General features: G+C 69.3%; 21 protein-coding genes. 7 read left to right on the plus strand and 14 right to left on the minus strand.

Translation table 11 applies throughout. From position 1 onward, the window contains the following. Window positions 1-479: 479 nt before the first annotated feature. On the plus strand, window positions 480-995 hold the full coding sequence (locus tag Aph01nite_RS05655) for a nitroreductase/quinone reductase family protein (protein ID WP_204039670.1): 516 nt from the start codon (window positions 480-482) through the stop codon (window positions 993-995). A gap of 142 nt (window positions 996-1,137) precedes the next feature. Here Aph01nite_RS05655 and Aph01nite_RS05660 read toward each other — a convergent pair whose 3' ends face one another. Beyond that, a complete protein-coding gene (locus Aph01nite_RS05660; RefSeq protein ID WP_204039671.1) occupies window positions 1,138-1,344 on the minus strand; it encodes a tetratricopeptide repeat protein in 207 nt (68 codons plus the stop codon). Between the two features lie 27 nt (window positions 1,345-1,371). Here Aph01nite_RS05660 and Aph01nite_RS05665 point away from each other — a divergent pair, with 27 nt between their 5' ends. The 4 genes from Aph01nite_RS05665 to Aph01nite_RS05680 all read left to right on the plus strand — a co-directional run bounded on the left by Aph01nite_RS05665 (window position 1,372) and on the right by Aph01nite_RS05680 (window position 5,505). Beyond that, window positions 1,372-1,995, plus strand: coding sequence for a hypothetical protein (locus Aph01nite_RS05665; protein ID WP_204039672.1), 624 nt, complete (start codon window positions 1,372-1,374; stop codon window positions 1,993-1,995). A 295-nt stretch (window positions 1,996-2,290) separates the two neighbouring features. Next, window positions 2,291-3,667, plus strand: coding sequence for an NADP-dependent succinic semialdehyde dehydrogenase (locus Aph01nite_RS05670; protein WP_204039673.1), 1,377 nt, complete (start codon window positions 2,291-2,293; stop codon window positions 3,665-3,667). A 46-nt stretch (window positions 3,668-3,713) separates the two neighbouring features. Next, on the plus strand, window positions 3,714-4,577 hold the full coding sequence (locus Aph01nite_RS05675; RefSeq protein ID WP_204039674.1) for an aldo/keto reductase: 864 nt from the start codon (window positions 3,714-3,716) through the stop codon (window positions 4,575-4,577). A gap of 190 nt (window positions 4,578-4,767) precedes the next feature. Next, complete coding sequence (locus Aph01nite_RS05680; protein ID WP_204039675.1) at window positions 4,768-5,505, plus strand: hypothetical protein; 738 nt, start codon at window positions 4,768-4,770, stop codon at window positions 5,503-5,505. Here the strand turns inward: Aph01nite_RS05680 and Aph01nite_RS05685 are convergent. The 7 genes from Aph01nite_RS05685 to Aph01nite_RS05715 form a co-directional block, all read right to left on the minus strand. Beyond that, window positions 5,456-7,507: an NACHT domain-containing protein gene (locus Aph01nite_RS05685; RefSeq protein ID WP_204039676.1), complete on the minus strand. Its 2,052-nt coding sequence runs from the start codon at window positions 7,505-7,507 to the stop codon at window positions 5,456-5,458. The genes Aph01nite_RS05680 and Aph01nite_RS05685 overlap by 50 nt on opposite strands. Continuing rightward, window positions 7,507-8,541 carry a class 1 isoprenoid biosynthesis enzyme gene (locus Aph01nite_RS05690; RefSeq protein WP_204039677.1) on the minus strand — a complete coding sequence of 345 codons (1,035 nt, stop codon included), beginning with the start codon at window positions 8,539-8,541 and terminating at the stop codon, window positions 7,507-7,509. Before Aph01nite_RS05690 ends, Aph01nite_RS05685 begins: the two co-directional genes overlap by 1 nt. Before the next feature lie 106 nt (window positions 8,542-8,647). Next, on the minus strand, window positions 8,648-9,259 hold the full coding sequence (locus Aph01nite_RS05695) for a DUF998 domain-containing protein (RefSeq protein ID WP_204039678.1): 612 nt from the start codon (window positions 9,257-9,259) through the stop codon (window positions 8,648-8,650). Window positions 9,260-9,506: 247 nt separating this feature from the next. Beyond that, window positions 9,507-10,178 carry a DUF6766 family protein gene (locus Aph01nite_RS05700; RefSeq protein WP_204039679.1) on the minus strand — a complete coding sequence of 224 codons (672 nt, stop codon included), beginning with the start codon at window positions 10,176-10,178 and terminating at the stop codon, window positions 9,507-9,509. Window positions 10,179-10,272: 94 nt separating this feature from the next. Beyond that, on the minus strand, window positions 10,273-10,647 hold the full coding sequence (locus Aph01nite_RS05705; protein ID WP_204039680.1) for a hypothetical protein: 375 nt from the start codon (window positions 10,645-10,647) through the stop codon (window positions 10,273-10,275). Window positions 10,648-10,759: 112 nt separating this feature from the next. Further along, window positions 10,760-11,011 carry a YhjD/YihY/BrkB family envelope integrity protein gene (locus Aph01nite_RS05710; protein WP_204039681.1) on the minus strand — a complete coding sequence of 84 codons (252 nt, stop codon included), beginning with the start codon at window positions 11,009-11,011 and terminating at the stop codon, window positions 10,760-10,762. Window positions 11,012-11,098: 87 nt separating this feature from the next. Then, on the minus strand, window positions 11,099-11,629 hold the full coding sequence (locus Aph01nite_RS05715; RefSeq protein ID WP_239161412.1) for a helix-turn-helix transcriptional regulator: 531 nt from the start codon (window positions 11,627-11,629) through the stop codon (window positions 11,099-11,101). A gap of 86 nt (window positions 11,630-11,715) precedes the next feature. Between Aph01nite_RS05715 and Aph01nite_RS05720 the strand changes: the two genes are divergently transcribed. Next, a complete protein-coding gene (locus Aph01nite_RS05720; RefSeq protein ID WP_204039682.1) occupies window positions 11,716-12,099 on the plus strand; it encodes an STAS domain-containing protein in 384 nt (127 codons plus the stop codon). Between the two features lie 596 nt (window positions 12,100-12,695). Here the strand turns inward: Aph01nite_RS05720 and Aph01nite_RS05725 are convergent. From Aph01nite_RS05725 to Aph01nite_RS05735, 3 genes are all read right to left on the minus strand, one after another. Beyond that, a complete protein-coding gene (locus Aph01nite_RS05725; RefSeq protein ID WP_204039683.1) occupies window positions 12,696-13,634 on the minus strand; it encodes a Ppx/GppA phosphatase family protein in 939 nt (312 codons plus the stop codon). Between the two features lie 260 nt (window positions 13,635-13,894). Beyond that, entirely contained in the window at window positions 13,895-14,566 is a 672-nt protein-coding gene (locus Aph01nite_RS05730) for a response regulator (RefSeq protein WP_204039684.1), read from the minus strand. After that, window positions 14,554-15,786: a sensor histidine kinase gene (locus tag Aph01nite_RS05735; RefSeq protein ID WP_239161413.1), complete on the minus strand. Its 1,233-nt coding sequence runs from the start codon at window positions 15,784-15,786 to the stop codon at window positions 14,554-14,556. Before Aph01nite_RS05735 ends, Aph01nite_RS05730 begins: the two co-directional genes overlap by 13 nt. Window positions 15,787-16,048: 262 nt before the next feature. On the opposite strand from Aph01nite_RS05735, the gene Aph01nite_RS05740 reads away from it, so the two are divergent. Beyond that, window positions 16,049-16,456: a DUF6326 family protein gene (locus Aph01nite_RS05740; RefSeq protein ID WP_204039694.1), complete on the plus strand. Its 408-nt coding sequence runs from the start codon at window positions 16,049-16,051 to the stop codon at window positions 16,454-16,456. Here Aph01nite_RS05740 and Aph01nite_RS05745 read toward each other — a convergent pair. The 3 genes from Aph01nite_RS05745 to Aph01nite_RS05755 form a co-directional block, all read right to left on the minus strand. Then, a complete protein-coding gene (locus tag Aph01nite_RS05745; protein WP_204039686.1) occupies window positions 16,444-17,517 on the minus strand; it encodes a hypothetical protein in 1,074 nt (357 codons plus the stop codon). The genes Aph01nite_RS05740 and Aph01nite_RS05745 overlap by 13 nt on opposite strands. A gap of 227 nt (window positions 17,518-17,744) precedes the next feature. Next, complete coding sequence (locus tag Aph01nite_RS05750) at window positions 17,745-20,090, minus strand: NACHT domain-containing protein (protein ID WP_204039687.1); 2,346 nt, start codon at window positions 20,088-20,090, stop codon at window positions 17,745-17,747. Between the two features lie 218 nt (window positions 20,091-20,308). Next, on the minus strand, window positions 20,309-22,920 hold a 2,612-nt coding region (locus Aph01nite_RS05755), incomplete at its 5' end, for an AfsR/SARP family transcriptional regulator (protein WP_204039688.1).

Below are 22,920 nucleotides of genomic sequence, written 5' to 3' on the forward strand. Positions count from 1 at the left end.
ATAACACGCGCTGACGACCAGGCACCGTCAGTGCGCGTCATCGCGTCGGACGCCGGGCGAGAGGACGGGTCCGCGGCGAGCAGTTGAGTGATCACCTCCCGGGCGATGGCAAGCTGGTTCAGGCGCTCCTGCAGCATGGCCGCCTGTTCGCGCATGGCTTCAACTGACCGCGCATGGACTCCTCGTCTGCAGCCAGCCGCTCCAGCAGCGATGTCATGCCCGGCCTCCACAATCCACCCCCTGATCGCCATCCCCGCGACACCACCCGTCCTAGAACGACTCGATGACCGTTTTGCCGAAGCAGCTGCCGATCGCCCCATCGACGGCGCCAGGCCGGACTCGCGGGCGCGGCGGACGCCCACGAGGTGAACCGCGTTGCTTGCGCCACGCGCAGACGGTCTGCTCGGCTATGGCGGGCGCCTGCGGCTGCGGCTAGCGTCGTGTTGTGGCGGCAGTCGGCTTGGATGTGGGAGGTCGCCATGTCAGTCGAACACGGGGCGAGAACGCCGCGGCTTCCGCCGCGCTGGTTCATCCGTCTGGCCTGGCTGGTACACCGGAGCGTGTACAGGATCTTCGGCGGCCGGGCCGGACTGTGGCGACCGCGCGCCAACGGCTGGGGCACGCTGCGGCTCACCACCACCGGGCGCCGCACCAGCCGGCAGCGCGGCGTCATCATCGGGTACTTCGAGGACGGTCCGAACCTGGTCTCGCTGGCGATGAACGGGTGGGGTGAAGGCGAGCCCGCCTGGTGGCTCAACCTGCAGGCGAACCCGGACGCGACCGTCGATCTGGTCGACGGACGGCGACTGGTGCACGGCCACGCCGCAACAGGCGAAGAGCGGTCGCGGCTGTGGAGCCGCTGGTGCGAGATCAACACGGACCTGGACGCGTACGCCGCGCTGCGGCCGTCCGAGACCGCTGTGGTGGTCCTGGAGCCCAGACCCGGCGTGCCGGACAAATCGCGGATGGCCGACGACGACCCACGCTCGTCATAGCGGCAACCCGATTCGATCACCGCTCGCACCGGTCCGACACGAGCATTTTCACGTGCGAAGTCATGGCGCACACGGGTTAGCGCAGCGCCGACATGTTGGCCCGTACAAGCTTCGTGAGCGGGTGTTCGCCGCCCAAGACGCGCTAGCAGTCGGCCAGGGTCTGCTCGAAGAGAGCGATGGCCCGGCCCGGTTCTCCCACCGCGCAGTAGGAGGAGGCGAGGTTGTTGCGGCAGGACAGAGTGTCGGGATGATCCCCGCCCAGGAGCCGTTCACCGGTGGCACACGCCGGCGCGTGACCGGATCCGGCCAGCCCCGAAGGCCACCCTCCGTGCCAGTTCGCACGTCCCACTGGTAGCTGTCACCTCTGGAGCCTCCAATGACCCAACCGCTTGACCGAGAACCGCGCCGGGCGCGCAAGCGGCGGGAGCCCAGCGGCGGCGTGGCGATGGTGGCCCTGGTGGTGGCGATTCTCGCCCTGGTGGTCGCGATCGCCGCAGTGGTTCTGGTCGTGGAACGCGTGCCGCAACCCACCACGGTCGCCCAAGCCGCTGTCAGCGACTCCTCCACCGCCGGACCTGCCGGGAGCATCGCGAGCGCCTCGCCGACGCCATCCCCGACGCCGCAGCCCCAGACCCGAGCCGGAGCCCGGGCGGCGGCCACGCGAGCGTTCGCCTTCTACAGCCTCGGCAACTACGGCAAGTTCTGGGACCAGTGGACCAAGCAGTCCCAGGCGGTGGTCAGCCGGTCGGAGTACATCCGGCGCTTCCAGGAGTGCCCGGCCCCGGCCGAGGGGCTTCGCTGGTCGATCGATGACGTTCGCGTCTCGGGATCTGCCGCCAAGGTCACCGCGTCGCGCTCGATCCTGGTCGACCAGTTCACCTTCCGCTATCAGGCCGGGCGATGGCGGTACGAGATGACCGCCGATCAGCGCAGGCAGTACGAGGGCCAGACCGTGGACGAGATCGTGGACGACCAGCGGGCAAAAGGGTTGTGCGCGTGACGGAGAGTCCCGCATCCGATGACATGCGGCGCCCTCCGCGACCAGAAGACCGACGGCTCTGCGCCTGCCGAAACCTCGTCATGCAGATCAGGCGGCACGCAGGTACTCGTGGACGACGCCGCCAAGCTGATCTCGCCGTCGTACATTGAGGAGTTATTACCCCGCGATGGCTCAGCGTTCGGGCCTTGTCGATAAGTTGGAAGCGTCAGGTTCGTCCGTGCATTCTGGGCGCTCCCCGATCGAGAGTGGCGTCGCCAGTTGGCGAGTGCTCAGACGACCAGGAGGGGGGCCGGTCATGGCGATCGCCACGATCAACCCCGCGACCGGAACGACAGTCGAGACGTTTCCAGAATTGAACGATGCCGAGGTCGAGCAGAAGATCGGCATCGCCTGCGAACGATGGCGCACCTACCGGAACACCGGGTTCGACGAGCGGGCCGAGTGCATGCGGGCCGCTGCCGATCTGTTCGAGAAGGAAGTCGACGTCGCGGCTCAGCTGATGAGCACCGAGATGGGCAAGACGCTGGCCGCGGCCCATGATGAAGCGCTCAAATGCGCCCACGGCATGCGCTACTACGCCGACCATGCGGCTGAGTTCCTCGCCGACGAACCGCTGGCCGACGCGTCGGCGGTCGGGGCGAGGAGGGCTCTGGGCCGCTACCAGCCGCTGGGCGTGGTACTCGCGGTGATGCCGTGGAACTTCCCGATGTGGCAGGTGATGCGGTTCGCCGCGCCGGCGCTGATGGCGGGCAACGTCGGGCTGCTCAAACACGCTTCCAATGTGCCGCGGTGCGCGCTGTACCTGGAGGACGTCTTCCGCCGCGCCGGGTTCCCTGAGGGCTGTTTCCAGGCCCTGCTCATCTCCTCCAGGAAGGTGGAGTCGATCCTGCGCGATCCGCGGGTGGTCGCCGCGACGCTGACGGGCAGCGAACTCGCGGGCCGTTCGGTGGCCGCGATCTGCGGTGACGAGGTCAAGCACACCGTGATGGAGCTGGGCGGCAGCGACCCGTTCGTGGTGATGCCCTCGGCGGACCTGGATCGCGCCGTGGAGACCGCGGTGGCCGCCAGAGTGCAGAACAACGGGCAGTCCTGCATCGCCGCCAAGCGGTTCATCGTCCACGCCGATGTCTACGACGCCTTCACCGAGCGGTTCGTGTCACGCATGCGCGGGCTGAAGGTCGGCGACCCGTTCGACCCGGCCACCGAAGTCGGACCGCTTGCCACCGAACAGGGCAGGGCCGACGTCGAGGAGTTGGTGGACGACGCGATCGCCGCCGGGGCCACCGCGCTGTGTGGCGGGCGGCGTCCGGACGGGCCCGGCTGGTTCTACCCGCCGACAGTCATCACCGGCATCACCCGCGACATGCGCGTCTTCGCCGAGGAGGTGTTCGGCCCGGTCGCTTCGCTGTACCGGGTGGCGGACATCGAGGAGGCGCTGGAGATCGCCAACGCCACCAGCTTCGGCCTGGGATCCAACGCCTGGACGAACGACGAGACCGAGCAGGAGCGGTTCATCGCCGACCTGGACGCCGGCCAGGTGTTCATCAACGGCAGGACGACCTCGTACCCGGAGCTGCCCTTCGGCGGCGTCAAACGGTCCGGCTACGGCCGTGAGCTGGCCGCGCACGGGATCCGGGAGTTCTGCAACCTCAAAACGATCTGGATGGGCTGACGCGACCCCGCGCCATCGGCGTGTTCCTGAAGGAGGGGATTCTGTTATGACCGCTGTGACGGCCGCCGCGTCCGGCCAGTTCATGATCGATGGCACGCTCCCCGTCAACCGCCTCGGCTACGGGACGATGCAGCTGACCGGACCCGGCGTGTGGGGGCCACCGGCCGATCCGGACGGGGCGGTGCGGGTCCTGCGCCGCGCGGCGGAGCTCGGCGTGACCCTCTTCGACACCGCGGACGCCTACGGCCCTCTGGTCGCCGAGCCGCTCCTGCACCGCGCCCTCTTCCCGTACGACGAGAGCGTCGTCATCGCCACCAAGGCGGGGTTCACCCGGCAGGGCCCCGACAAGTGGACACCTGTCGGCAAGCCAGCCTACCTGCGCCAGCAGTGCGAGATGAGTCTGCGCATCCTCGGAGTCGACCGGATCGCGCTGCTCCAGCTGCACCGCGTCGATCCCGAAGCGCCCCTCGAAGACCAGGTCGGCGAGTTGAAGGCGCTGCAGGACGAAGGGAAGATCGCGCACATTGGCCTGTCCGAGGTCACCGTCGACCAGATCGAGCAGGCCCGCGCCATCGCCCCCATCGCCTCGGTGCAGAACCTGTACAACCTGACCAACCGTGCGGCGGAGGACGTGCTCGGCCACTGCGAACGCCATCAGATCGCCTTCATCCCGTGGTTCCCGCTGGCCACCGGTGGCCTGGCGAAACCGGGCGGCCCGCTGGAGAGCATCGCGTCCCGGCTGTCGGCCACACCGTCACAGCTCGCGCTCGCATGGCTGCTGCGCCACTCGCCGGTCATGCTGCCCATTCCGGGCACGTCGTCGGTCGAACATCTGGAGCAGAACGTGGCCGCCGCGGGCGTCGAGCTGAGTGAGGACGATGTCGCCGAGCTGACCGCAGCCGTCAAATGAACTCAGGGTCGCAGCCCTCGCCGAGGCCGACATCGAGACGTGCCCACCGGCGTCCGAGTACTCACATACAGCCTGAACTGCATGGATGAGATTTTCGGCAGGCGCGCGGTTACCATGTGCAGGACTCGCGGCTGGAGACGGAAGCGGATCGGCGCCGTCGGCCGCAAGCCCTGACCCGCAAGGAGTGGGGATGGTGACACCGGTGCCTTATGGGCCGGAGTTCACGCGGCCCGAACTTCCCATCCCGCTCGTCCCGCTACCGCGCTTCCCGGCCGTTTTCCGGGCGATCCTCCTCGGGCTCCGCGAGCCCGATTTCGGGCGGGCATGGCGATTCACCGTCGGCTGGATGACCGCCGCCATCGTCGCGGCCGCCATCGGTTTGCTGATCGCGTCTCCGCTCGTCGTGGTCGCCCAGGTCCTCGCCTGGTACGCGCTGGCGAGGGTGGTCGCGGCAGCGGCGTACGCCCGTCGGCAGCGTGCGTTCGAGCCGGCCTGGCTGGCCGCGCAGACCCGGGTACTGCGGGCGCACAGCTTCGACGTCGTCCGGCTCACCGTACGCGATGCGGCGGCCGGCACCCGCGACGTCTACGACCTGACCCGATCCGACGACGTGGACAGGCTATTGCGACGCCAGGAATCGGAGCCGGCGGGAGCGTCGCAGGCGTTCTTGGAGTTCGCCTACCGTCGTCCGTGCGGAGAGCGCGTGCTGGCGCGGATCCGGCGCGGACTGGCCGAGGTCGAGTTCATACGCCAGGACCACGCGGCGGCCCGGATCGGCTTCCCCGAGGCCACCTATCTGAGCCGCCCCCACGATACGCGGCGAGACCGGGAACAGCCCGCCCGGGTCGCCTTCTGGGTTCTGTCCGGCCCGGTACGGGTCACGGCTGCGGCTGCGGATCGGCGACCGGCCGCGCTACGCCGGGGCTAGTCAGGTGGTCGGCGAGCAGGTCGTGCCGGAACTGGTAGTAGGGCCCGGATCGGCGGAGGATGCCCAGGTCGTAGGCGTCGTCGAGGAAGCGCATCAGGCGGAGCGGGGTCCGGCCGCGTAAGGCCATTGAGAGCCGTGCGCTGGTGAACCGGCCCCACGCGCTGGTGGCCATGACGGTGAGCCCGATCCCGGTCATGCCGAGGATCAGTCCGGCCGCGGCGCCGAGCAGGGCCTGCTGCCAGGTGGCGAGTTCGAACAGCCACGGGTTGGGCCCGAGCGCGTCCTTGACCCGCTGGGCGAGGCCCGACTCGAAGGACAGCCCAAGGAACGCGCCGACCACGATGCCCATCGCGCCGCCGATCCCCCAAGCGTAGAAGACCGTTGCCCGGTCGTTGCGCAGGAAGCCGTCGGGGGTGCCCGCCTGGGTGGGCAGCGCGGGCGCGTACAGCAACCGGGCGAGGAAGAACGAGACGCCGAACGCCAGGCAGTCGATGATCACGTAGTGGAATCCGTCGAAGAGCAGCGCGACGATCACTCCGCCGGGGACGGTGCAGATCGCGCCGAACCCGAGGCTGCGAAGCACGAAGTCGGGCGGCACGCGGCGCAGGAAAGCCGGCGCGGCTTGGCGCGGCCCCTCCTGCTCGGCGAGCGAGAGCAGCAGGCCGCCGATCGCACCGACGACGAACCCGAGGACGAGGCCCGTCGTGGGCATCCCGAATACGCCGAACGCGCCCCGGCAGAGCACCGCGAAAATAGTGCCACCGAACAAGAACCGGGTGACCGGGGTGACCCAGCGGGGCACCGAGCGGTAGAGCTCCCACCACGCGAGGTCGCGCTTTTTCTGCCGCTCGAGGAACGCCGCGAGAAAACCCAGCCAGCGGGCCGCCGCCTCGGGATCCCACGATTGGCCTTCATCGGAGTCCGGGGCCGGGCGGAACACGGCTGGAATGAATTCGGCGATCAGGAAGCGCTCTATCTCGGGCCGGGTGCCGGTGGCGACGAGCTCCGCGGGAAGCGGCCGGTCGTGCCGATATTGGGCCCGCGTGAGGTAGAGCATGAGCGGATTCCCGAGCACCGCGGCCAGTTCGCCGCCGGGGTCTGCGGCCAGTGCTTCCAGCAGCGGGCCGATCTCCGAGGATTCCGTGTACGCCCGGAGGTAGTCAGCGGCCTGCCCGGCCTCGACCGGCAGCAGCCGTACGACCGGCATCGCGCGCATCCCATCGGCGGAGTGCGCCTCGAAACTCTCGGCGCGGCAGGTGATGGCGAACGACTGGATGCCGCTCCCGACTATCGCCTGAATCGTCGCCGCGTGCCGCTCGGGCGGCAGTTCGTCGAGCCCGTCGAAGATGGGCAGCAGCCGCTGTCGTTCGAGGAGTTTCTCCACCATGACGGCCACGCCGGTCTTCGGGTCGACGCCTTCGTTGCCGAGAAACCCGTACTCGGTCACCAGACGGTGGCTCATCCATCGCCGCAGGCTCATTCCCGCGCCCCAGGAGGACAGCGCGAGCGACACCGGGATCGGGCTCGCGTTCCCCGACCCGGCCCGGGCGAGGGTCAGCAGCAGACCCAGGCTCGTCTTGCCGGAGCCGCTGCCGCCGATGACCACCAGCCGCTTCGGCCCCTGCGGCGCGGCCAGCACCTCAACGAGGTCGTCGACGTAACCGCTCGCGGGCAGCGCTGGCACGTTCCGCCGGGTCTCCAGCCGCCACGGGATACGGATGGAGTCACCTTCGACCAGGTCACGCCGTACCGCCTCGGACTGGGTGACCTTCCTCACCTGCTCGGCCAGGGTGGTGGCGTAGCTCTCGATCTTCTCCGCGGTGATGTCCGAGGCCGTTCCTGGGGAGGATCCCAGTGGGAACAGCACCGCGAGGACGGCCACCAGGAGGGCGGCCAGCGTGAGAATGTTTCCGGCCTGCGGGTTGTCCGTGATGAACGCCCACAGGCCCCAGGCCAGCGCGCCGACGCTCAGCAGGATGAGGATCAGTTTCTGCGGTCGCATCACGGCGTCCGGCCGGTCCGCGGGACAGTCGGGATGGCGCTCGGTCCCCCGCGGATGAGCAGCCTGAGCGGCGTCTCGCGAAACTCGCGCGCGCTGGGGCGGCGTCGTGGCCGCCGCCGCTTGCACGCGTCGGCAGCGAGTTCGAGGAACATCATCGCGACGAACGGGCGCGCTGGGCCCTTGCCGTAGAAGGACGACAACCGCGCCCGGAGCGCCCGGAAACGCGCACCGATGTCGCTGAGCGTCAGGTCACCACGATTCACCGGCGTGGCGATGCCGTTTCTGAGGTCGGCGTCGTGGTCGAGATAGTCGTCCATGAGTTGGAGTGCTTCCCCGAGCTCCATGATCAGGTCGTGTTCCCGCACGCTCATGCGCCGCCGGATCAGCCCGAAGAGCACCAGCGCGGCGAATCCGCCCTTCCCGCGGGCTATCTTCTCGAGCTTGTCGCTCGATATCTCGGGATTTCGCTGCTCGCGGGAGAGGACCTGGAATTCGTGCAGCGCGACGAGCGAGTCGTGCAGCAGCGATCCCGGCACGTCCAGCCGGTCCGGGCCCGGGAGGCGGTCGTTGATCGCCTGATACATCCGGACCAGCAGCCGCTCGATGTCGTTTCGAGGCGTGGCCCGCCCGGTTTCAAAGAGCCCGGCCAGCCACGCGTCGACTTCGTCGCCCTCCGTGCTGTCGACCAGGTCGTCGTACAGCCGGGCCATGGATCCGCCGAGCACCGAGACCTCGCCGTCGAATTTCTGCCGGGCCATCACGCTGTAGCTGCGGATACCGAAATTGAACGTGATCGCGGTGCCCAGCAACGCGTCGTGCATCCGCTTTCTCTCCGCCGGATCGCGCAGCACGTCGTCGATGATGGGCGCGACCGCTCGGGCGAAATCCGGCACGGCCTCCGCGGTGCCGGTCGACGCGATCCGAATCGCGGTGGGAAGTGCGATAGCCAGATGACTGCAGTGCAGGACAGAGATCAGATCCCGGATCCCCGCGCGCATAGTCACGCTCCAGACCATGGCCTCGGCATGCGGCATTAGCCGAATACTCGCACGCCCCGTACCGGCCCATCCACCCTCCTGCCCTGACCGAACAGTTGAAGTTTGCGGAGTCGGCCTTTGGTTCCTGACCGGCGTCCTTCGCTCAGGAAGACACCGAGGCGGCCCTGGTCTCCGTCAGGAGCTTCCACGCGAGGATCGTGAGCCACTGCAGGGGGCCGAGGATCAGGAACAAGTAGAACCCGGGGATACCCAGTTCGGGAACCAGATCTCCCACGATGAACAGCGGGAGGAGCGCGATACCGGTCACCAGGGACCAGCGGGCCTGGAAGGACCAGCCCGGGGTTCGGCGCAGGCGCCACCAGGTCGCGAACGTCGCCGCCAGCAGGGCCAGCATGAGGCCGAAGAATCCGATGGTGTGGATGGCCCCCGGCAGCGGGTTCGCGTTGGTGAAGCCGCCTTCGCAGTCACAGCGTGCGGTCTCCGCCAGCAGGGCCAGGCCGAGCAGGGCCAGGGGCACCAGCGTCGCCACCCGTCCGCCGGGGACGCGGTGCAGACCGGCGGTCAGGACGAGGGTCGATAGGCCGATGATCGCGAACGCGGCGTACTGGAGCAACCCGTAGGGACCCCAGGCGTTGACGCTGACCGGGCTGGTCGTGAGGGGGTCCTGGCCGGCCGAGACGAGCCAGTCGTACTGGAGGATGACGGTGACCGCTATCAACGCGGCGAACAGGACCGGTCCCGCGAGGGCGAACAATGACAGGGTTCGCGGAAATGCCGGTCGGCCGGACGCGCTCGTGGAAGAGGATTGGAGTTCGGGGTTACGGAGCCTCATGTGAATCGTTCCCTTCGACGACCCCGGAACGGGGTGTTCACGAACGAGAATGAGACTCGCTCTTTGGAAGCTCCTTGGAACCCGGTTGTGGCCGCCTGAACGCGTGGACGGATTCTGTCGTCCACCGGTGACATCCATCTTCTCGACCGTGACGATCTACGATCGGCGGTCAGGTGTTTTCGCCGGTCGTTTCGTGCGGTTCGCCCACCGGTTTGGACTCTGGGGATCCCCGCTGGCGGAGGTAGATCGAGAAGACCACCATGGACAGGACGGCCAGCAGTTCCGACTGCCAGTTCTGAAAGGTCCGGTTCCAGAAGTCGCCGGACATGACGTAGCCGTCCCAGCCGACGGGATCTTGCAGCTGGGCGAGCCGCTGCCGGTTGTAGGCGGCCGTGCCGGCCACTGACTGGGCCAGCCACGACAAGACGAACACTGCGCCCATGAGCAGGCCGAGCGAGTTGCCGTACAGGTGACGGCGCAGGCCGGTGGCGCGCGCCCATGCCGGGCTGCCGGGAACGGCATAGCGACCGGTACGCGACTCCTCCTCGCTGAAGCCCTGCTCCGGGTGTTTCTTGGACTCCGGGGATCCTCGCTGGACCAGCCAGGCGGTGATGAGGATGAACAGCAGGAACTGCAGGTATTCCGATTGCCAGTTCTCGGCCACGTTCACCGCGAAATCCGATGAGGTGACGAAGGCCGCCCAGCTGATGGGCGTCCCGCCCTCGGCGAGCTGCTGATCGTTGTACTCAGCGGTGCCCGCGAGGGACTGCCCGGCCAGCGCGAGCAGGAAGGTGATCAGAAAGAACAGGCTGAGCGCGTTGCCCGACAGGAAACGGCGCATCACCGGCCCCCCAAACCTGCGGCGAACATCAGGCCCAAGCCCACCACGAGGATGACCAGCGTGGTCACGAACATCACTCGCATGCGTCCCGCTTTCAGCCGATGGCGCATTGGTAGGGGCGCTGGTCCTGGGGACGGCACCCGCCCGCCCTGATCCGCCATCCCTGGGCGGACCGATGCAGGAAAAGGGTGTCGCCGGTCAGCCGGGCCTGCGCCTCATTCCCCCACACGGCGACCTTTTCCACCTTCCCCGCGCCGGGCAGCCGCAACTTCAGCAACGCGGTGGCGCACTCGCCCTCAGCCGAGGCCATTGGGGTCAGCGTCTGGGCGGCCGACTCCGTCAGCAACGCGCATGCCCTGACCCCGTCTCCGCCGCGTACGGCGGCGTAGAAATCCCCGGCGACCTTTGAGACCTGGCCGTCCTGCCCCGACGCGCATGCCCCGGCGAGTGGCAGTACGAGCACGGCCATCCACATCCTTGTCATCCCCGTCTTCACAATGGCCTCCTACCCACCACACCGGTAGCAGTCCAGTCAGGCGTTGATCGCGCCCTTGGTCGCGGCGTAGTCGATCAGGGTCCTGTTACCGCGCAACCGCCCCCTCCTTCGCGAACGCCACCGCGCCCGGCTGGGTGGCCGACTGGCCGACCAGGCCGAGGAGGGACACCACGGCGAGCAGGGCCGGGAAGATCGACAGGATCGCGTAGTAGGTCAGCGCCGCCGCCCAGTCGGTGACCTTGTCCTCCTGGAACTCCTTGAGGGTGCGCCGGAGCACCTGCCACCAGGAGCGTCTGAGCACGTCGGTCGGGCGGTCGGGGGCCCGGCGCTCACTCATGGGCGTCCGCCTACCCTGAGGCCGTGGCCGCAAGCGCGAGACCCGCGCCCGTTCGCCCCGCCAGGGTGGTTTGGAAAGAGATCAGAATTACATCCGCCCATCCAGCTGCGCAGGCCGTCCCGATCGGAGTGAGCCGGAGGGTAGGTCACGCTCGGAGAAGATGTCGATCAGACGGCGCACCGGCAGGTCGGCCTCGGTGGGGTAGCGGAAATGCTGGTCGGCGTTGAGCTGGTAGCGGTTGTGTCGGCCGACGCGTTCACAGGTGACGTAGCCGCCCTCGCGCAGATCGTTGACGATGGTCTGCACCGTACGTTCGGTGATGCCGATGCCAATGGCGATCTCGCGCAACCGCACCTCAGGGTCGCGGGCGATCTCGAGCAGCACCCGGGCGTGGTGGGTCAGAAAGGTCCAGCGGGGTGGTTCGGGTGCGGGTTGCACAGGGTTCACGGTGCTCATCGCTTTCGGCCCGCGGAGCGGACGGATGGTGGTGGGCTGGTTCTGCAGGCGATTCGATGTCGCCAGGGCCGGCGTGGGTGACGTCCATGCCAGCTTATTAGCTGAAGCCCCTTTCATGTAACATCCATCAGGGTTACCGTTGGTGCAGGCCGCCGCGATCACGCGTCACGTCGGCGGAAAGGGGTACCGAGCATGCCCGACCACGTGCTCCCCATCACGGCGAAGACCCGGCCGAGGGCGCGAACGCGATGACCCTCATGCTGGCCAGCCGGTGCACGGACAGCGCTACCGTGATCAGCGCCGCAGGCGAACTCGACGCCACCAACACCGCCGAGCTCACCCTCTACATCGCCGCAGAGCATCCGGACGCCGCCCGCCCGCTCGTCCTCGATCTGGCCACGTTGACTTTCATCGACAGCTCCGGCCTGCGCATTCTCATGGACGCCCACCAGCGCTCACGCCGGCACGGCAGCAGCCTGCACCTGGCCGCTCCGCACGAGCGCGTCATCCGCCTCCTGGAGCTCACCGGCCTCGATCAACTGCTGAGCACCCACCCCACGCTCGAACAGGCGCTGGCCGCAGCCCGTCATACGCCCCGCATGCCCATGACGGCCCTGAACCTGCCAACCTGACCGAGACGGCCATCGCGCCGGTGCCCGTACCCACATCCGGCACCTCGGCCCCCGGCCGGAACTCGATCAGCCCGAACACGGCTGTCAGCAGCGCCGGTACACCCCCGGCGATCTCAGCAGGAACATCCCGCCCCCTTATCGCGAAACCGGACATCGGCACCAGCAGGGAGGCGGCCGGACCGCCATGCCCTCATCCATCCTTTCCTGACACCTGGCCGTAGAACAGCACCGCATGGGGACGTCGGTGAGAAGCTCGCCTACATGGACGAAACCGGCGACTTCGATTCCACAGTTCCGGACGCTTTTGCCGCTCCTGATCTGGGGCATGAGCGCCTCCGCCTGGTCCAGGAGGCAATCGACGCATGGCGAGCTTGCGGCCGCCTTCCCGAAGCCCGCGCGAGGCGTGGGGGCAACTAGACCGGGCCTCCCGGAGTGGCCACGCGATCGCTGCGGATTCGGTTGGCCAGGCGGCGCCAATCGCCCCGCTCCGCCCCTGCCTGTGTGCCCGTCCGCGCGGGACGACGCGCAGGGGCCGCGAACGGCCGGGGCCGCTCTCCTCACCGTCAGCGGCAGGGCTGAGAGCATGGCTCGCGCTGTCATGTCCTCCCGCGGCTCGCGCCGATCCGCTCCAGCAGGAGGCCTTCTCGTGTCGACCACGGGCAGACCCGTGCGCCCTGGATCTGGCACGCCTCCATGAGGGCTTCGGCGATCACGGCTCCGGCCAGGGATTGCTCGGCCCGATGGCGGCTGATGCCATGCAGGCCGGCCCGGTCAGGTACGGCGGTGCGTGCCAGTAGCGTGGCAGCCATCCTCACCGACGACAGTGTGAGGTAGGCAGGTGGGAGCGTAGGTCGTGCCAGCGTGGTGGCCAGTTTCGCCAACTGGGTGAAGGTCTTGGACGACGCGACCACCGTCGCGCCCGGCCGGGCGAGCGGCAGAGGCGCCCTGTCCAGCGCCTCGCGCACACGCCGCCGGGTGGCCCCAAGATCTCGATTCATGGGCAGTACGCCGCCGGGCAGCAGAACACGGGTAACCACACGCGCGCCCAAAGGAAGCGACAGCAGCTGCGTCGGCTCCTCCCCGTCGCCGTAGGCGATCTCCACGGTTCCGCCGCCGATGTCCAGGACGAGCAGCGGATCCGAGCTGTCGCCCAGCCAGCAGCGAGCGGCGATGTAGGCCAGCCGAGCCTCCTCGCGGCCCGGTAGGAGCATCAACCTGATGCCGGTGGCATCGGCCACCCGGCCGATGATCTCGTCACGATTGACGGCATCGCGGATGACCGAGGTCGCGAACGCCAACGCCTCCGGCTCGCGCTGCACCGAATCCGCGAGCCGGGCCACCGCGCGTTGCACGCTGCGGATTCCGCGTCTGTTCACCCGCCCGTCCGTGGTGAGGGTCTCGTGGAGCGCCAGCCGGACCTTGCCGCCGAGCGACATGGCCCACGGCTCAGCGGCACCGGGCGTGGGCGCGCGTCGGCGCGCCACCATCACCAGCGCGCTATGACAGCCCACGTCCAGCACCGTCGCTTGCCGCATAACCGCCTCCTCTCACGGGGGCCGGAAGATCGCATCCCGGTTTCAGCGCTGAGGCTCAACGTGCCCGCCGGGAACCCGCCCAGGCCAGGGCGACAGGGAGATCGTGTCAAGTCAAGCGGGCCGGCTTCATAAGATCCAGCAGGCGGTTCACCTGGAGCGGGCTGTTGCGGAAGCGGTCCCGAACCATGCGAACACGATCACCCCTGCGACCTGCACGGATGAACTCCGGCACCTGCGATGACCTCGTGAACGGTGATGGCTCAGCCGGTCAGCCCGGCGTCGTGGGCGAGCAGGGCGATCTGAGTACGGTTGTTGAGATCCAGTTTGGTGAGTATCCGGGAGACGTGCGCCTTGACGGTCGCGACGCTCATGAACAGGTCATTGCTGATCTCGGCGTTGGACCTGCCCCGGCCCACGGCGACGGCCACCTCCCGTTCCCGCTCGCTGAGCCGGCCCAGGACCGTCGTCGCATGCCAGCGGCGGCCGTCGGCGCTCGTGTCCGTGATGTGGGCGATCAGTTTCCGGGTCACCGCCGCCGACAGGATCGGCTCGCCGGCGGCCACCCGCGATATCGCGCGCAGGATCTCGACGGGCGGGGTGTGCTTGAGCAGGAAGCCGCTGGCGCCGGCACGCAGCGCGCGGAGCACGTACTCGTCGGCGTCGAAGGTGGTCAGCACGATGACCTCGGGCGGGTCGAGCCGGGCGCGGAGCAGCTCGGTGGCGGCAAGGCCGTCGAGCGTGGACATGCGGATGTCCATCAGCACCACATCCGGGGCACAGGCATCGACCGCGGCGGCGACCTCCGCTCCGTCGGCGGCCTCGCCCACCACGATGATGCCGGGCGACGCGCTGATGATCATCACGAGGCCGGCCCGGACGAGCGGGTCGTCATCGACGATGAGGACCCGGACGGCGGCGTTCACCTCGGCCATGGCAGCCACGCCCAGAGCCGGAAGTCCCCCTCGGGGGTAGGGCCGTGCTCCAGCCGTCCACCGGCAAGGCCGGCCCGCTCGCTGAGCCCGATGAGCCCGTTGCCGCCGCCAGGAACGCCGGTGGCGACCACGGCGCCTACCGGGCACGGGTTGCGTATCTCGATGGTCAGCCCGGCACCGGCCGTACCTCGTACGGACACTGCCACTTCGGCGTCGGGGGCGTGCTTCCGTGCGTTGGTCAGCCCTTCCTGCACGATCCGGTACGCGCTGCGCCCGACCGCCGTCGGTGCGGCCGCGGGCTCGTCGACCTGGCTGTCGAGCCGCACCCGCATGCCGGCGCGCTGTGACTGTGTGATGAGGTCGGGAAGGTCGGCCAGGGTGGGCTGGGGCCGCTCTGGTGCCGCGTCGGACCGGTCGTCGGCTCCGGCGCGGTCCGCGCGGAGCATGCCGATGACCTCCCGGAGGTCCTCCAGCGCCTGGTACGCGCTGTCGCGGATCACGCCGGCAGCCCGGGCGACATCCTCCGGCACGGCGTCCGGACGCAGTTCCAGCGCCCCGGCGTGCAGGCTGAGCAGGGACAGCCGGTGAGCGAGCGCGTCGTGCATCTCGCGGGCGATCTGGTTCCGTTCGGACTGGCGTGCCTGAGCGATCCGGAGTTCCTGTTCGGACTCGATCCGCCGGGTCCGTTCTCGCGTGGACTGTCGTCTGGTCCGTACGAGCATTCCCCAGGCGAGCACCGCGGCGACGCAGGCGACTCCCAGCACGATCTGCTCCCAGGGCGCCGACGGGAGGTCGGGCCGGACCACCAGCGTGAGGAACGGGACGAGCACATACCCGGCCACGATCGCGCCGACCACCGCGAAGCTCCGGTGCGCCGCGACGGTGAACAACGCGATCAACGCCACGCCCGCGGCCGACGTCGAGTAGACGCTGACCAGACCTGCGATCACCGCGAAGCCGACCGGCCAGCGCCGGCGCAGCCACACCCCGAGACAGCTCAGCCCGCCGAGAACGAGGTCCACGACCAGCGGACCCTGCGCCACGTCCAACTCGGCGCTGTCGACCCAGGTGAGCGCGGTGACGCCGACGGCCAGCAGGAAGAACAGGGCGTCCACCACCCGGTCGCGGATGGCCGATCCGGCCGGTAACGCCCGGCCGGCCACCGGGTCCCTGACCGCGCCGGCCAATCGCCGGCCGCGATGTTCCGCCCAGCTCGTCACAACCAGAGGGTACGACCGCAGCCGGTCCCACAACACCCGACGAAAGTCGACGCCGAAACCCGACCCTATGGACCACTGGCGCCGACCGAGGACCGCAGCGGTGGATCCGGCCACCGCGGCAACCTGTCCCCCATGACCAGACCAGGCCGCCTCGATGCGGATCTCTCGCGGCACGGGACGAGCCGTCCACCGTGCCTGGGCGGACGGTGTCCCCGCCGCCTCCTGGGTTTCCCGTCCACACACGGAAAGCGGTGAGGCAGCGATGATCGACGTACGCGCACGGCTCGCGACACTGTGGATCGTCGTGCTGCTCAACATGATCTACGCCGACGTCCTCAGCTTCCTGAACGCCGAGTTCCTGCGAGGGCTCCTGACCGGATACGCGGAAGGCATCCGGATCACCCAACCACTGCTGGTGGCGTCCGCGGTCATGCTCGAGATTCCGATCATGATGGTATTGCTGTCGCGTGTGCTCAACCGCACGGCGAACCGGCGGGCCAACTTGGTGGCGAGCCCGCTGACCGCGGCCTTCATCGTCGGCGCCGGATCAACGAGTCCGCACTACCTGTTCCTGGCAGCCGTGGAACTGGTGTGCCTGTCCCTCATCCTCCGGTATGCGTGGCAGTGGCACGCGGAAGCGCCACACGCCCAGCCGGCTCAGCGGCGGTAGGCCCAGATCACACCGCCGCGGCCAGAAGGTGCCGCGCCGACCGCCCAGGCGGAACCGCTCTCCGGCTGGATGGCGAGGTCGCGGACGGACGCCTTCTGGTTCGGAGGCGATGGAAAGGCGCCCGGCTCGACACTTTCGGCGCCGATGTGCAGAAATCCGCTGCCTCCGCCCTTGGCGTCGTAGACGACCCAGGCCCCGCCTCTGCCGTCCGGCTCCGCCTGGGCGCGCGGCTGAATGCCCGGTTCACTGCGGACCTCGAAGTTCCAGCTGCCCGGATAGCCGGACAGCAGCAGAGTCTCACCGCAGAAGGAGTGCTTCGCACTGCCGCACGGCCAGGCGACCCAGCCGACGGCCATCACCCGGCCGGTCTCACCGTCGACCGCGACATCTGTCAGCTCCGAGATCTGGCCCGAGCGTGCGGACGGAATCGCCGGCAGCGCGACCGCGCGCCAGGCCGTGCCGCTCCAGCGGGCCAGAGCCACCGTGCCCCGCGCCGAACCCGCCGCCCACTTGCCGTCGAGTCCTTTGACCACAATCGGCGTGGGAACCTTCCGCCACACCGAGCCGTCCAGGCGCCGCACCGTGGACCGTGCCTTCCACCCGGCCTCGCCGGCCGCGGGGAACGCATTCGCGTTCTCGATGACCCACAGGTTCCTGCCTATGTTGTACGCCCGATCCACCCGGCCGTGGCTCCATCGCTTGACCTGCCAGCGCTTGCCATCCCACCGGGCGTACCGCGACGCGCCGAACGCCCAGATTCTGGTGTCGGACGCCGACGCCAGCCGCTTCACCCGGAAGCCCGGCCCGGCGACACGCTTGAAGGTGGAGCGGCCGCCCTTCAGCAGGAGCGACTCGGTGCCGCTCGATCCACCATCCGGACGCCTCGTCCCAGCGACCCAGACCGCCCCGCCAGGGGTCACCGTCACGGCGTCGTAGGAGTCACGGCGGTCGTCACGGACGACACTCCACTGACCGGCCGGCGCCACGGCGTGGGCGGCGGCCGGCCCCGCGGAGACGAAAAGGGCGACGGCGGCAGCGGTGCCGCGAAACAGTATTCCCACAAAGGGTGAGACGCGCCTTTCAGGGGAAAAGTTCGCATGCGGCAGCTGGGAGATGGTACTCGCGCGGCGCGATCGCCATCTATAGCTCTCAAGTGGCGGCCATGAAGAGATCGCGACATGATGTCCGACGCGTAAGGCATGTGCCCGGTCTCAGTGAGGCTGGCGCAGCCCGTCCCGGCTCCGATCATCGATCCAGGACGACATCGCGGCCGCTCGCCTCACGTCAGTCAAGGGGACGGCGATCCCCCGGGCTGTGGGTGCCTGGCCAGATGCTCCTGGATCTCCTTGTGCCGGAACTGGTACGCGACTCCGGCCACGCGGATCAGCCCGGCGCCGTAGCACCAGTCGAGGAATCCACCCAGCCGCCACGGCAACCACTGACCGCTCCACTTGCGCGTACACAGCAGGAGGACGGCGTAGCGGAGTCCCGCGAGCCCGAGCGACGGACCGAAAAGCGGCACCGCTGCCAGGGCAACCACAATTGAGCCGGTGAGGACCGTGGGGATGATGCTTGCGAGCACATCCCGCCTGCTGAGGTCCTCTCCAGGTTCTGGCGCGGAGAGCACCCATAGGCCCATCCCGCCGAAAAAGAGAGCGAACAGGAAGCCGCCGGCGAAACTGAGCACGAATCCGGACAGGAGATTGGCCCGCACCGCATACCGCAGGTTCCGGGCCTCCACGACTGTGGAAACGACGAAACCCCAGTACAGCCCGATCATGGGCCCGGCTACCAGACCCATCACCACGCCGATGACCGCGCCCAGGGCTAGGCCGGACGTGAGCGCGTCCCACGGATCCATGAGGCCCCCTTCCGCGAGGTCCCCAATCCACCAGCCCAGCAGGCCGCCCACGATGCCCAGCAGGCAGATGACGGCGCGTGCCCATTTGCCCCTGGCGCCGTTCAGAAGCGCCGCGCCCGCGACTCCGGACAAGAAGCCGATCACGCCACCCACCGGCCCGCCCGGCGCCGGACCCAGCGCGGCGAAGGCCACGAGACCGGCCAGCAGGCCGAGCGTCAGCCCGGCGGCGATTCCGCTGACGAGTCCGAATATCAATCCGCGAACGAACCCCCATGACCTCTCCGCGAATCCGGATAGATCAAACCGGGCAAGCTCCGGCCACGGATTCTTCCATTCCCAGACGATGAGGAGGGATAATGGCGAAACAATATAAATAGCCACAATCACGAAATAGTCTGGGGCTACACCGATCCCTGCCCCTATCAGTGCCGCCAGCGCCAGCCAAGGCGCCGCGATCACCAGCGCGGTGAGGATCCGGACCCGCGTCGCGCCGGCGAGCGGCCAGAGCTGATGCAATTCGATGTCGTTGCCCGACAGGAGCCTCCCCCGGACATGGTGCTCACCGGTGAGGTTGCGGTTGAGGTAGGTGGCCAGCACGGCCAGCCACTGGTGAACCTGGCTCGGTGTGTAGGGCGCGTCCGGCGGAATTGACGCGGGAATGAACCGGTGCAGCAGATGGTCCCCCACCGCTTCCGGGCTGTCCAGGGCCGAACTGGTCAGCTCTTCGGGATCACGCAGATATCGATGACCGCGCGGATCGCGTTGCTCGTAGATGACCACGGCCATGGTCAGCCGCCAGGGCGTGGACAGGCCCTGGGCCAGCGGGCCGTCCGGGTAGAAGTCCAGCGCGTCCAGCACGTGACGCCAATGACGGACATCGGTGATGCGCTGCTCCAGAAAGGTTAGAGCCTTGCCGCTCACGACCGGCCGGATCTCCACCTGAGCGGCGTCCTGCATCCATATCCGGTGCTGCTTGAGCACCTGGTACTGCCCGGTGCGGCAGGTGAGCACCACGCTGGCCTTGTCCCGGACGTGCTGGTAGGCGTTCAACGCCCGGAGCGCCTGCGCCGCACGCGAGTCGTGGCCAGGAGCAGGGTCCTGGTCCATCTCGTCCAGACCGTCTATCACCAGCAGGATGAGCCCCGCCCGCGACAACTCGGCCGCCTCGGCCTTGCGCAGGCGGTAAGCCTGCCGCAGATGGCTCGTCACCATGTCCTCGACGGACTGCCCGCTCCGCCACGTGGTCGCCGACAGCCGTACCGGAACCGGGTCGCCGTCCGCGCGGTTCTCCAGTAAGGCGAGCAGGAGTTCCAACGCGAGTACGGTCTTTCCCGACCCGGGCGGTCCGGTGACAACCAGCCGAGCCGGCCGCAAGGCGCGGTAATACTCCAGCACCTCGGTCAGCCTCCCGGCCGGTCGCGCCCCCTCGGCATTACGCGCGGGCGCGGCGCGAAAAATGAAATCGAGGTCGATCGCCTTGTCGTCGGCACCGAGAAGCTGCCGCCGGGCATCCGCCTCCGCCTTCGCTATCGAACGAGCCAGTCGCGCGGCGAGGACAGCGATATCCGCCTCCTGCCAGCGCAGCGAACGAAGGGTGAGCCGGCCGGACCAGAGAGCGGCAGCCAGGGCGAGGAGCCCGACGACGGCACTGAGCGGGTCGATGTCCCCCGCCCGCGCCTCGGGCAGCAGTCGCCACGCGACCACCGACGCCAGCGCGATCAACCCCATCGTGAGCAGGACATAGAGGAACCGGCCCAGACGATCTCGCTCCACGAAAGAATTGTCCCGGCAATCGGGCCACGGCCATCAGCCGAATTCCCCTCCGCGCCCGATCTGTGATCTGGCCAGCGATTCGAGCGCCGGTCCGCTCGTACAGGCGCATCGCACGGTCGGCATCCTCCCTCACGACGTTCCGCGGCAGGAATGACGACACATAGTTCCGGGCATTCGTCGGAACTTCTTTATCGCTGTGCAAGGTTCGTTTCGATGTCCTAGGTCGTGTGCACGGCCGTCGCGGAACCCTGCCGTGCGTCGTGAACCTCCCGTAGTTCCTCGCGCGCCTGGCGCTTCCACTCCTCGTTGCCCAGCTGCCCGGCGATGGTGACCGCCTCGGAGATGTGGCCGAGGGCTTCGTCGGGCCGGTCCAGCAGCCGGTACGCCTGCGACAACCAGATGAGGCAGCGCAGCTGGCCGATGCGGTATCCGGTCGTGCGCAGCAGCGCCAGTGCCGCCTCCAGGTGGTACCGCGCGGCTTTGGGGTCGTCGTTCCGCAGCCGCAGTTCGCCGAGGATCGTGGCGGCGGTGCCCTGTTGGGTCAGATCGCCCGCCCGCTCGGCCTCCTCCAGCGCCTCGGTCAGCGCCTGCGCCGCCTCGCGTACGCTGCCGAGTTCCTGGAGGGCGGTGCCCTTCATGATGAGGGCGTAGCGCACGCCCACCCCGCTGCCGATCCGCCGGGCGATCCGGAGCTGGCGCTCGGCGTAGTACAGGACCCGGTCGTAGCGCTTCCACTGGGTATGGAGATTGGCCAGGTTGCCCAGCGCGCGCTGCTCGCCGAAAGAGTCCTCCCGTTTCGCGCACAGTGCCAGCTGCCTGCCCAGGTAGACGGCGGCTTCGTCCAACTGGCGCTGCGACTGGAGTCCCCCCGCCACATGGCCGAGGGCTTCGGCGGCGATCGCCTCGTCGTCCAGCCGCCGGCTCACGTTCAGCGCCCGCTTGTTGAGGGCGATGAGGTCGGCCGCCCGGAAGGTGAAGCGCTGGTGCCACACCAGGCCGAAGGTGATCGCCACGCCGAGCCGCGCGATCTCCGGGTCGGTGTCGGCCATGGCCTGGGTGGCGGCCGCCGTCAGGTTCGCCTCCTCGTCCGCGAACCACGCCGCCGCCTCGTCGGCGCCGCCCACCTGGTGCGGGAGTACGGAAGCCGGGCGGGAACCGAGGTCGGGGGCGGCGGGCTGGACCCGGTGCGGGTCCCGGACCCTGCTGGCGTGCTGTGCCGAGAGTGTGTAGTAGCGCAACGCGTCCCGTAACGGCTCGCGCGAGGGCAGCCGGTGGGCCAGCTCGCCCGCGTAGAGCCGGACCAGGTCGTGCGGCTGATAGTGGTCGGGGCGATTGCGGTCCAGCAGGTGGGCGTCCACCAGCCGCTCCAGCGCACGCCCGGCCTCCGGCACCGGCGTGCCGAGCAGCGCGGCGGCCACCTCGGCCGTGATGTCGTGCACGTGCAGCAAGCCGAGGAGCGCCAGGGCGCGCGCGGCCGACCGGCTGGACTGACGGGAGCCGTCGCGCAGCGACTGCCAGCTGGCCGACAGGCTGGATCGGACCGCGAGATCCCCGGCCGACAGCTCGTGCAGCCGCTCCCGCTCGTCGCGGAGCCGCGCGACCAGCGCCGACACCGGCCAGTCCGGCCGGTCGGCCAGCCGCGCCCCGGCGATCCGCAACGCCAGCGGCAGGCCGTCGCACAACTGGACCAGGCTCGACGTCGCGCCCGCGTCCGTGGCGACCCGCTCGGCCCCGGCCAGCTTGGCCAGCACGGTCACCGCCTCGGCGTGCGACATCCGGATCAGGCGCTGCTGCACGCAGTCGTCGCCGGAGAGCATGCTCTCCCTGCTGGTCACCAGCAGGCACGTGCCGTGGGGCGCCGACAGCAGCGGCTGGATCTGGCCGAGGTCGACAGCGTCGTCGAGCAGCACCAGCATGCGCTTGGCGTGCAGCCGGCTGCGCCACAGGGCCGCCGCCTCGTCCACGTCCGACGGCACCGCTTCGGCCGGCACACCCAGCGCACGCAGGAACCGGCCGAGCGCCTCCTGGGCCGACAGGCAGGTCACGCCCGGCGTCGCGCCCCTGAGGTGGACGAACAGCTGCCCGTCCGGGAAGTGCTCCTTGACCTGGTGCGCGATCCGTACGGCCAGGGTGGACTTGCCGACGCCGGGCGCGCCGGACACCACGACCAGCGGCGGCGGCCCGGTGCCGTCCGGGGGAGCGAGCAACGCCCGCAGCCGCACGGTCTCCTCGACGCGGCCGACGAACCCGATCAGGTCGGCGGGCAGCTGGCGCGGCGGCGGCAACCGCGTCTCCACCGTGGGATGTTCGGCGGTGACGCGGAGGATGCGCAGATGGCAGGCGCGCAGCCCCGGGCCGGGATCCACGCCCAGCTCCTCCGACAGGAGCCGCCGCCCCTCCTGGAACACCTCCAGGGCCTCGGCCCGGCGATCGCAGTGGTGCAGCGCCAGCATGAGCAGTTCGCGTACCTTCTCGCGAAGCGGGTGCCGGCGGGTCAGGTCCTGGAGGACGGGGAGCGCCTCCTCCGGCCGTGACAGGCCCAGCAGCACCTCGGCCCGCCGCTCCAGGGCGACGAGGCGGCCGTCGTGCAGGCGGCTGCGCTCGGCCTCCGCGAACGGGCCGGGCACCCCGGCCAGCGCCTGACCGTTCCAGAGCCGCAGCGCCAGGTCGAGGCAGCGCAGCTCACCTTCGAGATCCCCCGACTCCTGGGCGCGGCGGGCGGCGCCCAGGTGGTCGGCGAAGACGCCCGCGTCGGTCTGCAGGCGATGAAGTCGCAGCGCGTAGCCGGCCGCGGTCCGGGCCAGCACGTCGGAATGGCGGTGGCGGTCCC

This window comes from Acrocarpospora phusangensis, from assembly GCF_016862995.1.
In the GTDB taxonomy this organism is placed as follows: Bacteria; Actinomycetota; Actinomycetes; order Streptosporangiales; family Streptosporangiaceae; genus Acrocarpospora; species Acrocarpospora phusangensis.

Excerpts from the sequence above, each read along its gene's own strand:
- Aph01nite_RS05690 (WP_204039677.1), bottom strand. The coding sequence starts at position 8,541 with ATGCCGCATGCCGAGGCCATGGTCTGGAGCGTGACTATGCGCGCGGGG.
- Aph01nite_RS05730 (WP_204039684.1), bottom strand. The coding sequence starts at position 14,566 with ATGGCCGAGGTGAACGCCGCCGTCCGGGTCCTCATCGTCGATGACGAC.
- Aph01nite_RS05675 (WP_204039674.1), top strand. The coding sequence starts at position 3,714 with ATGACCGCTGTGACGGCCGCCGCGTCCGGCCAGTTCATGATCGATGGC.
- Aph01nite_RS05710 (WP_204039681.1), bottom strand. The coding sequence starts at position 11,011 with ATGAGTGAGCGCCGGGCCCCCGACCGCCCGACCGACGTGCTCAGACGC.
- Aph01nite_RS05685 (WP_204039676.1), bottom strand. The coding sequence starts at position 7,507 with ATGCGACCGCAGAAACTGATCCTCATCCTGCTGAGCGTCGGCGCGCTG.
- Aph01nite_RS05725 (WP_204039683.1), bottom strand. The coding sequence starts at position 13,634 with ATGCGGCAAGCGACGGTGCTGGACGTGGGCTGTCATAGCGCGCTGGTG.
- Aph01nite_RS05670 (WP_204039673.1), top strand. The coding sequence starts at position 2,291 with ATGGCGATCGCCACGATCAACCCCGCGACCGGAACGACAGTCGAGACG.
- Aph01nite_RS05705 (WP_204039680.1), bottom strand. The coding sequence starts at position 10,647 with ATGGCCGTGCTCGTACTGCCACTCGCCGGGGCATGCGCGTCGGGGCAG.
- Aph01nite_RS05740 (WP_204039694.1), top strand. The coding sequence starts at position 16,049 with ATGATCGACGTACGCGCACGGCTCGCGACACTGTGGATCGTCGTGCTG.
- Aph01nite_RS05680 (WP_204039675.1), top strand. The coding sequence starts at position 4,768 with ATGGTGACACCGGTGCCTTATGGGCCGGAGTTCACGCGGCCCGAACTT.
- Aph01nite_RS05700 (WP_204039679.1), bottom strand. The coding sequence starts at position 10,178 with ATGCGCCGTTTCCTGTCGGGCAACGCGCTCAGCCTGTTCTTTCTGATC.
- Aph01nite_RS05720 (WP_204039682.1), top strand. The coding sequence starts at position 11,716 with ATGACCCTCATGCTGGCCAGCCGGTGCACGGACAGCGCTACCGTGATC.
- Aph01nite_RS05655 (WP_204039670.1), top strand. The coding sequence starts at position 480 with ATGTCAGTCGAACACGGGGCGAGAACGCCGCGGCTTCCGCCGCGCTGG.
- Aph01nite_RS05665 (WP_204039672.1), top strand. The coding sequence starts at position 1,372 with ATGACCCAACCGCTTGACCGAGAACCGCGCCGGGCGCGCAAGCGGCGG.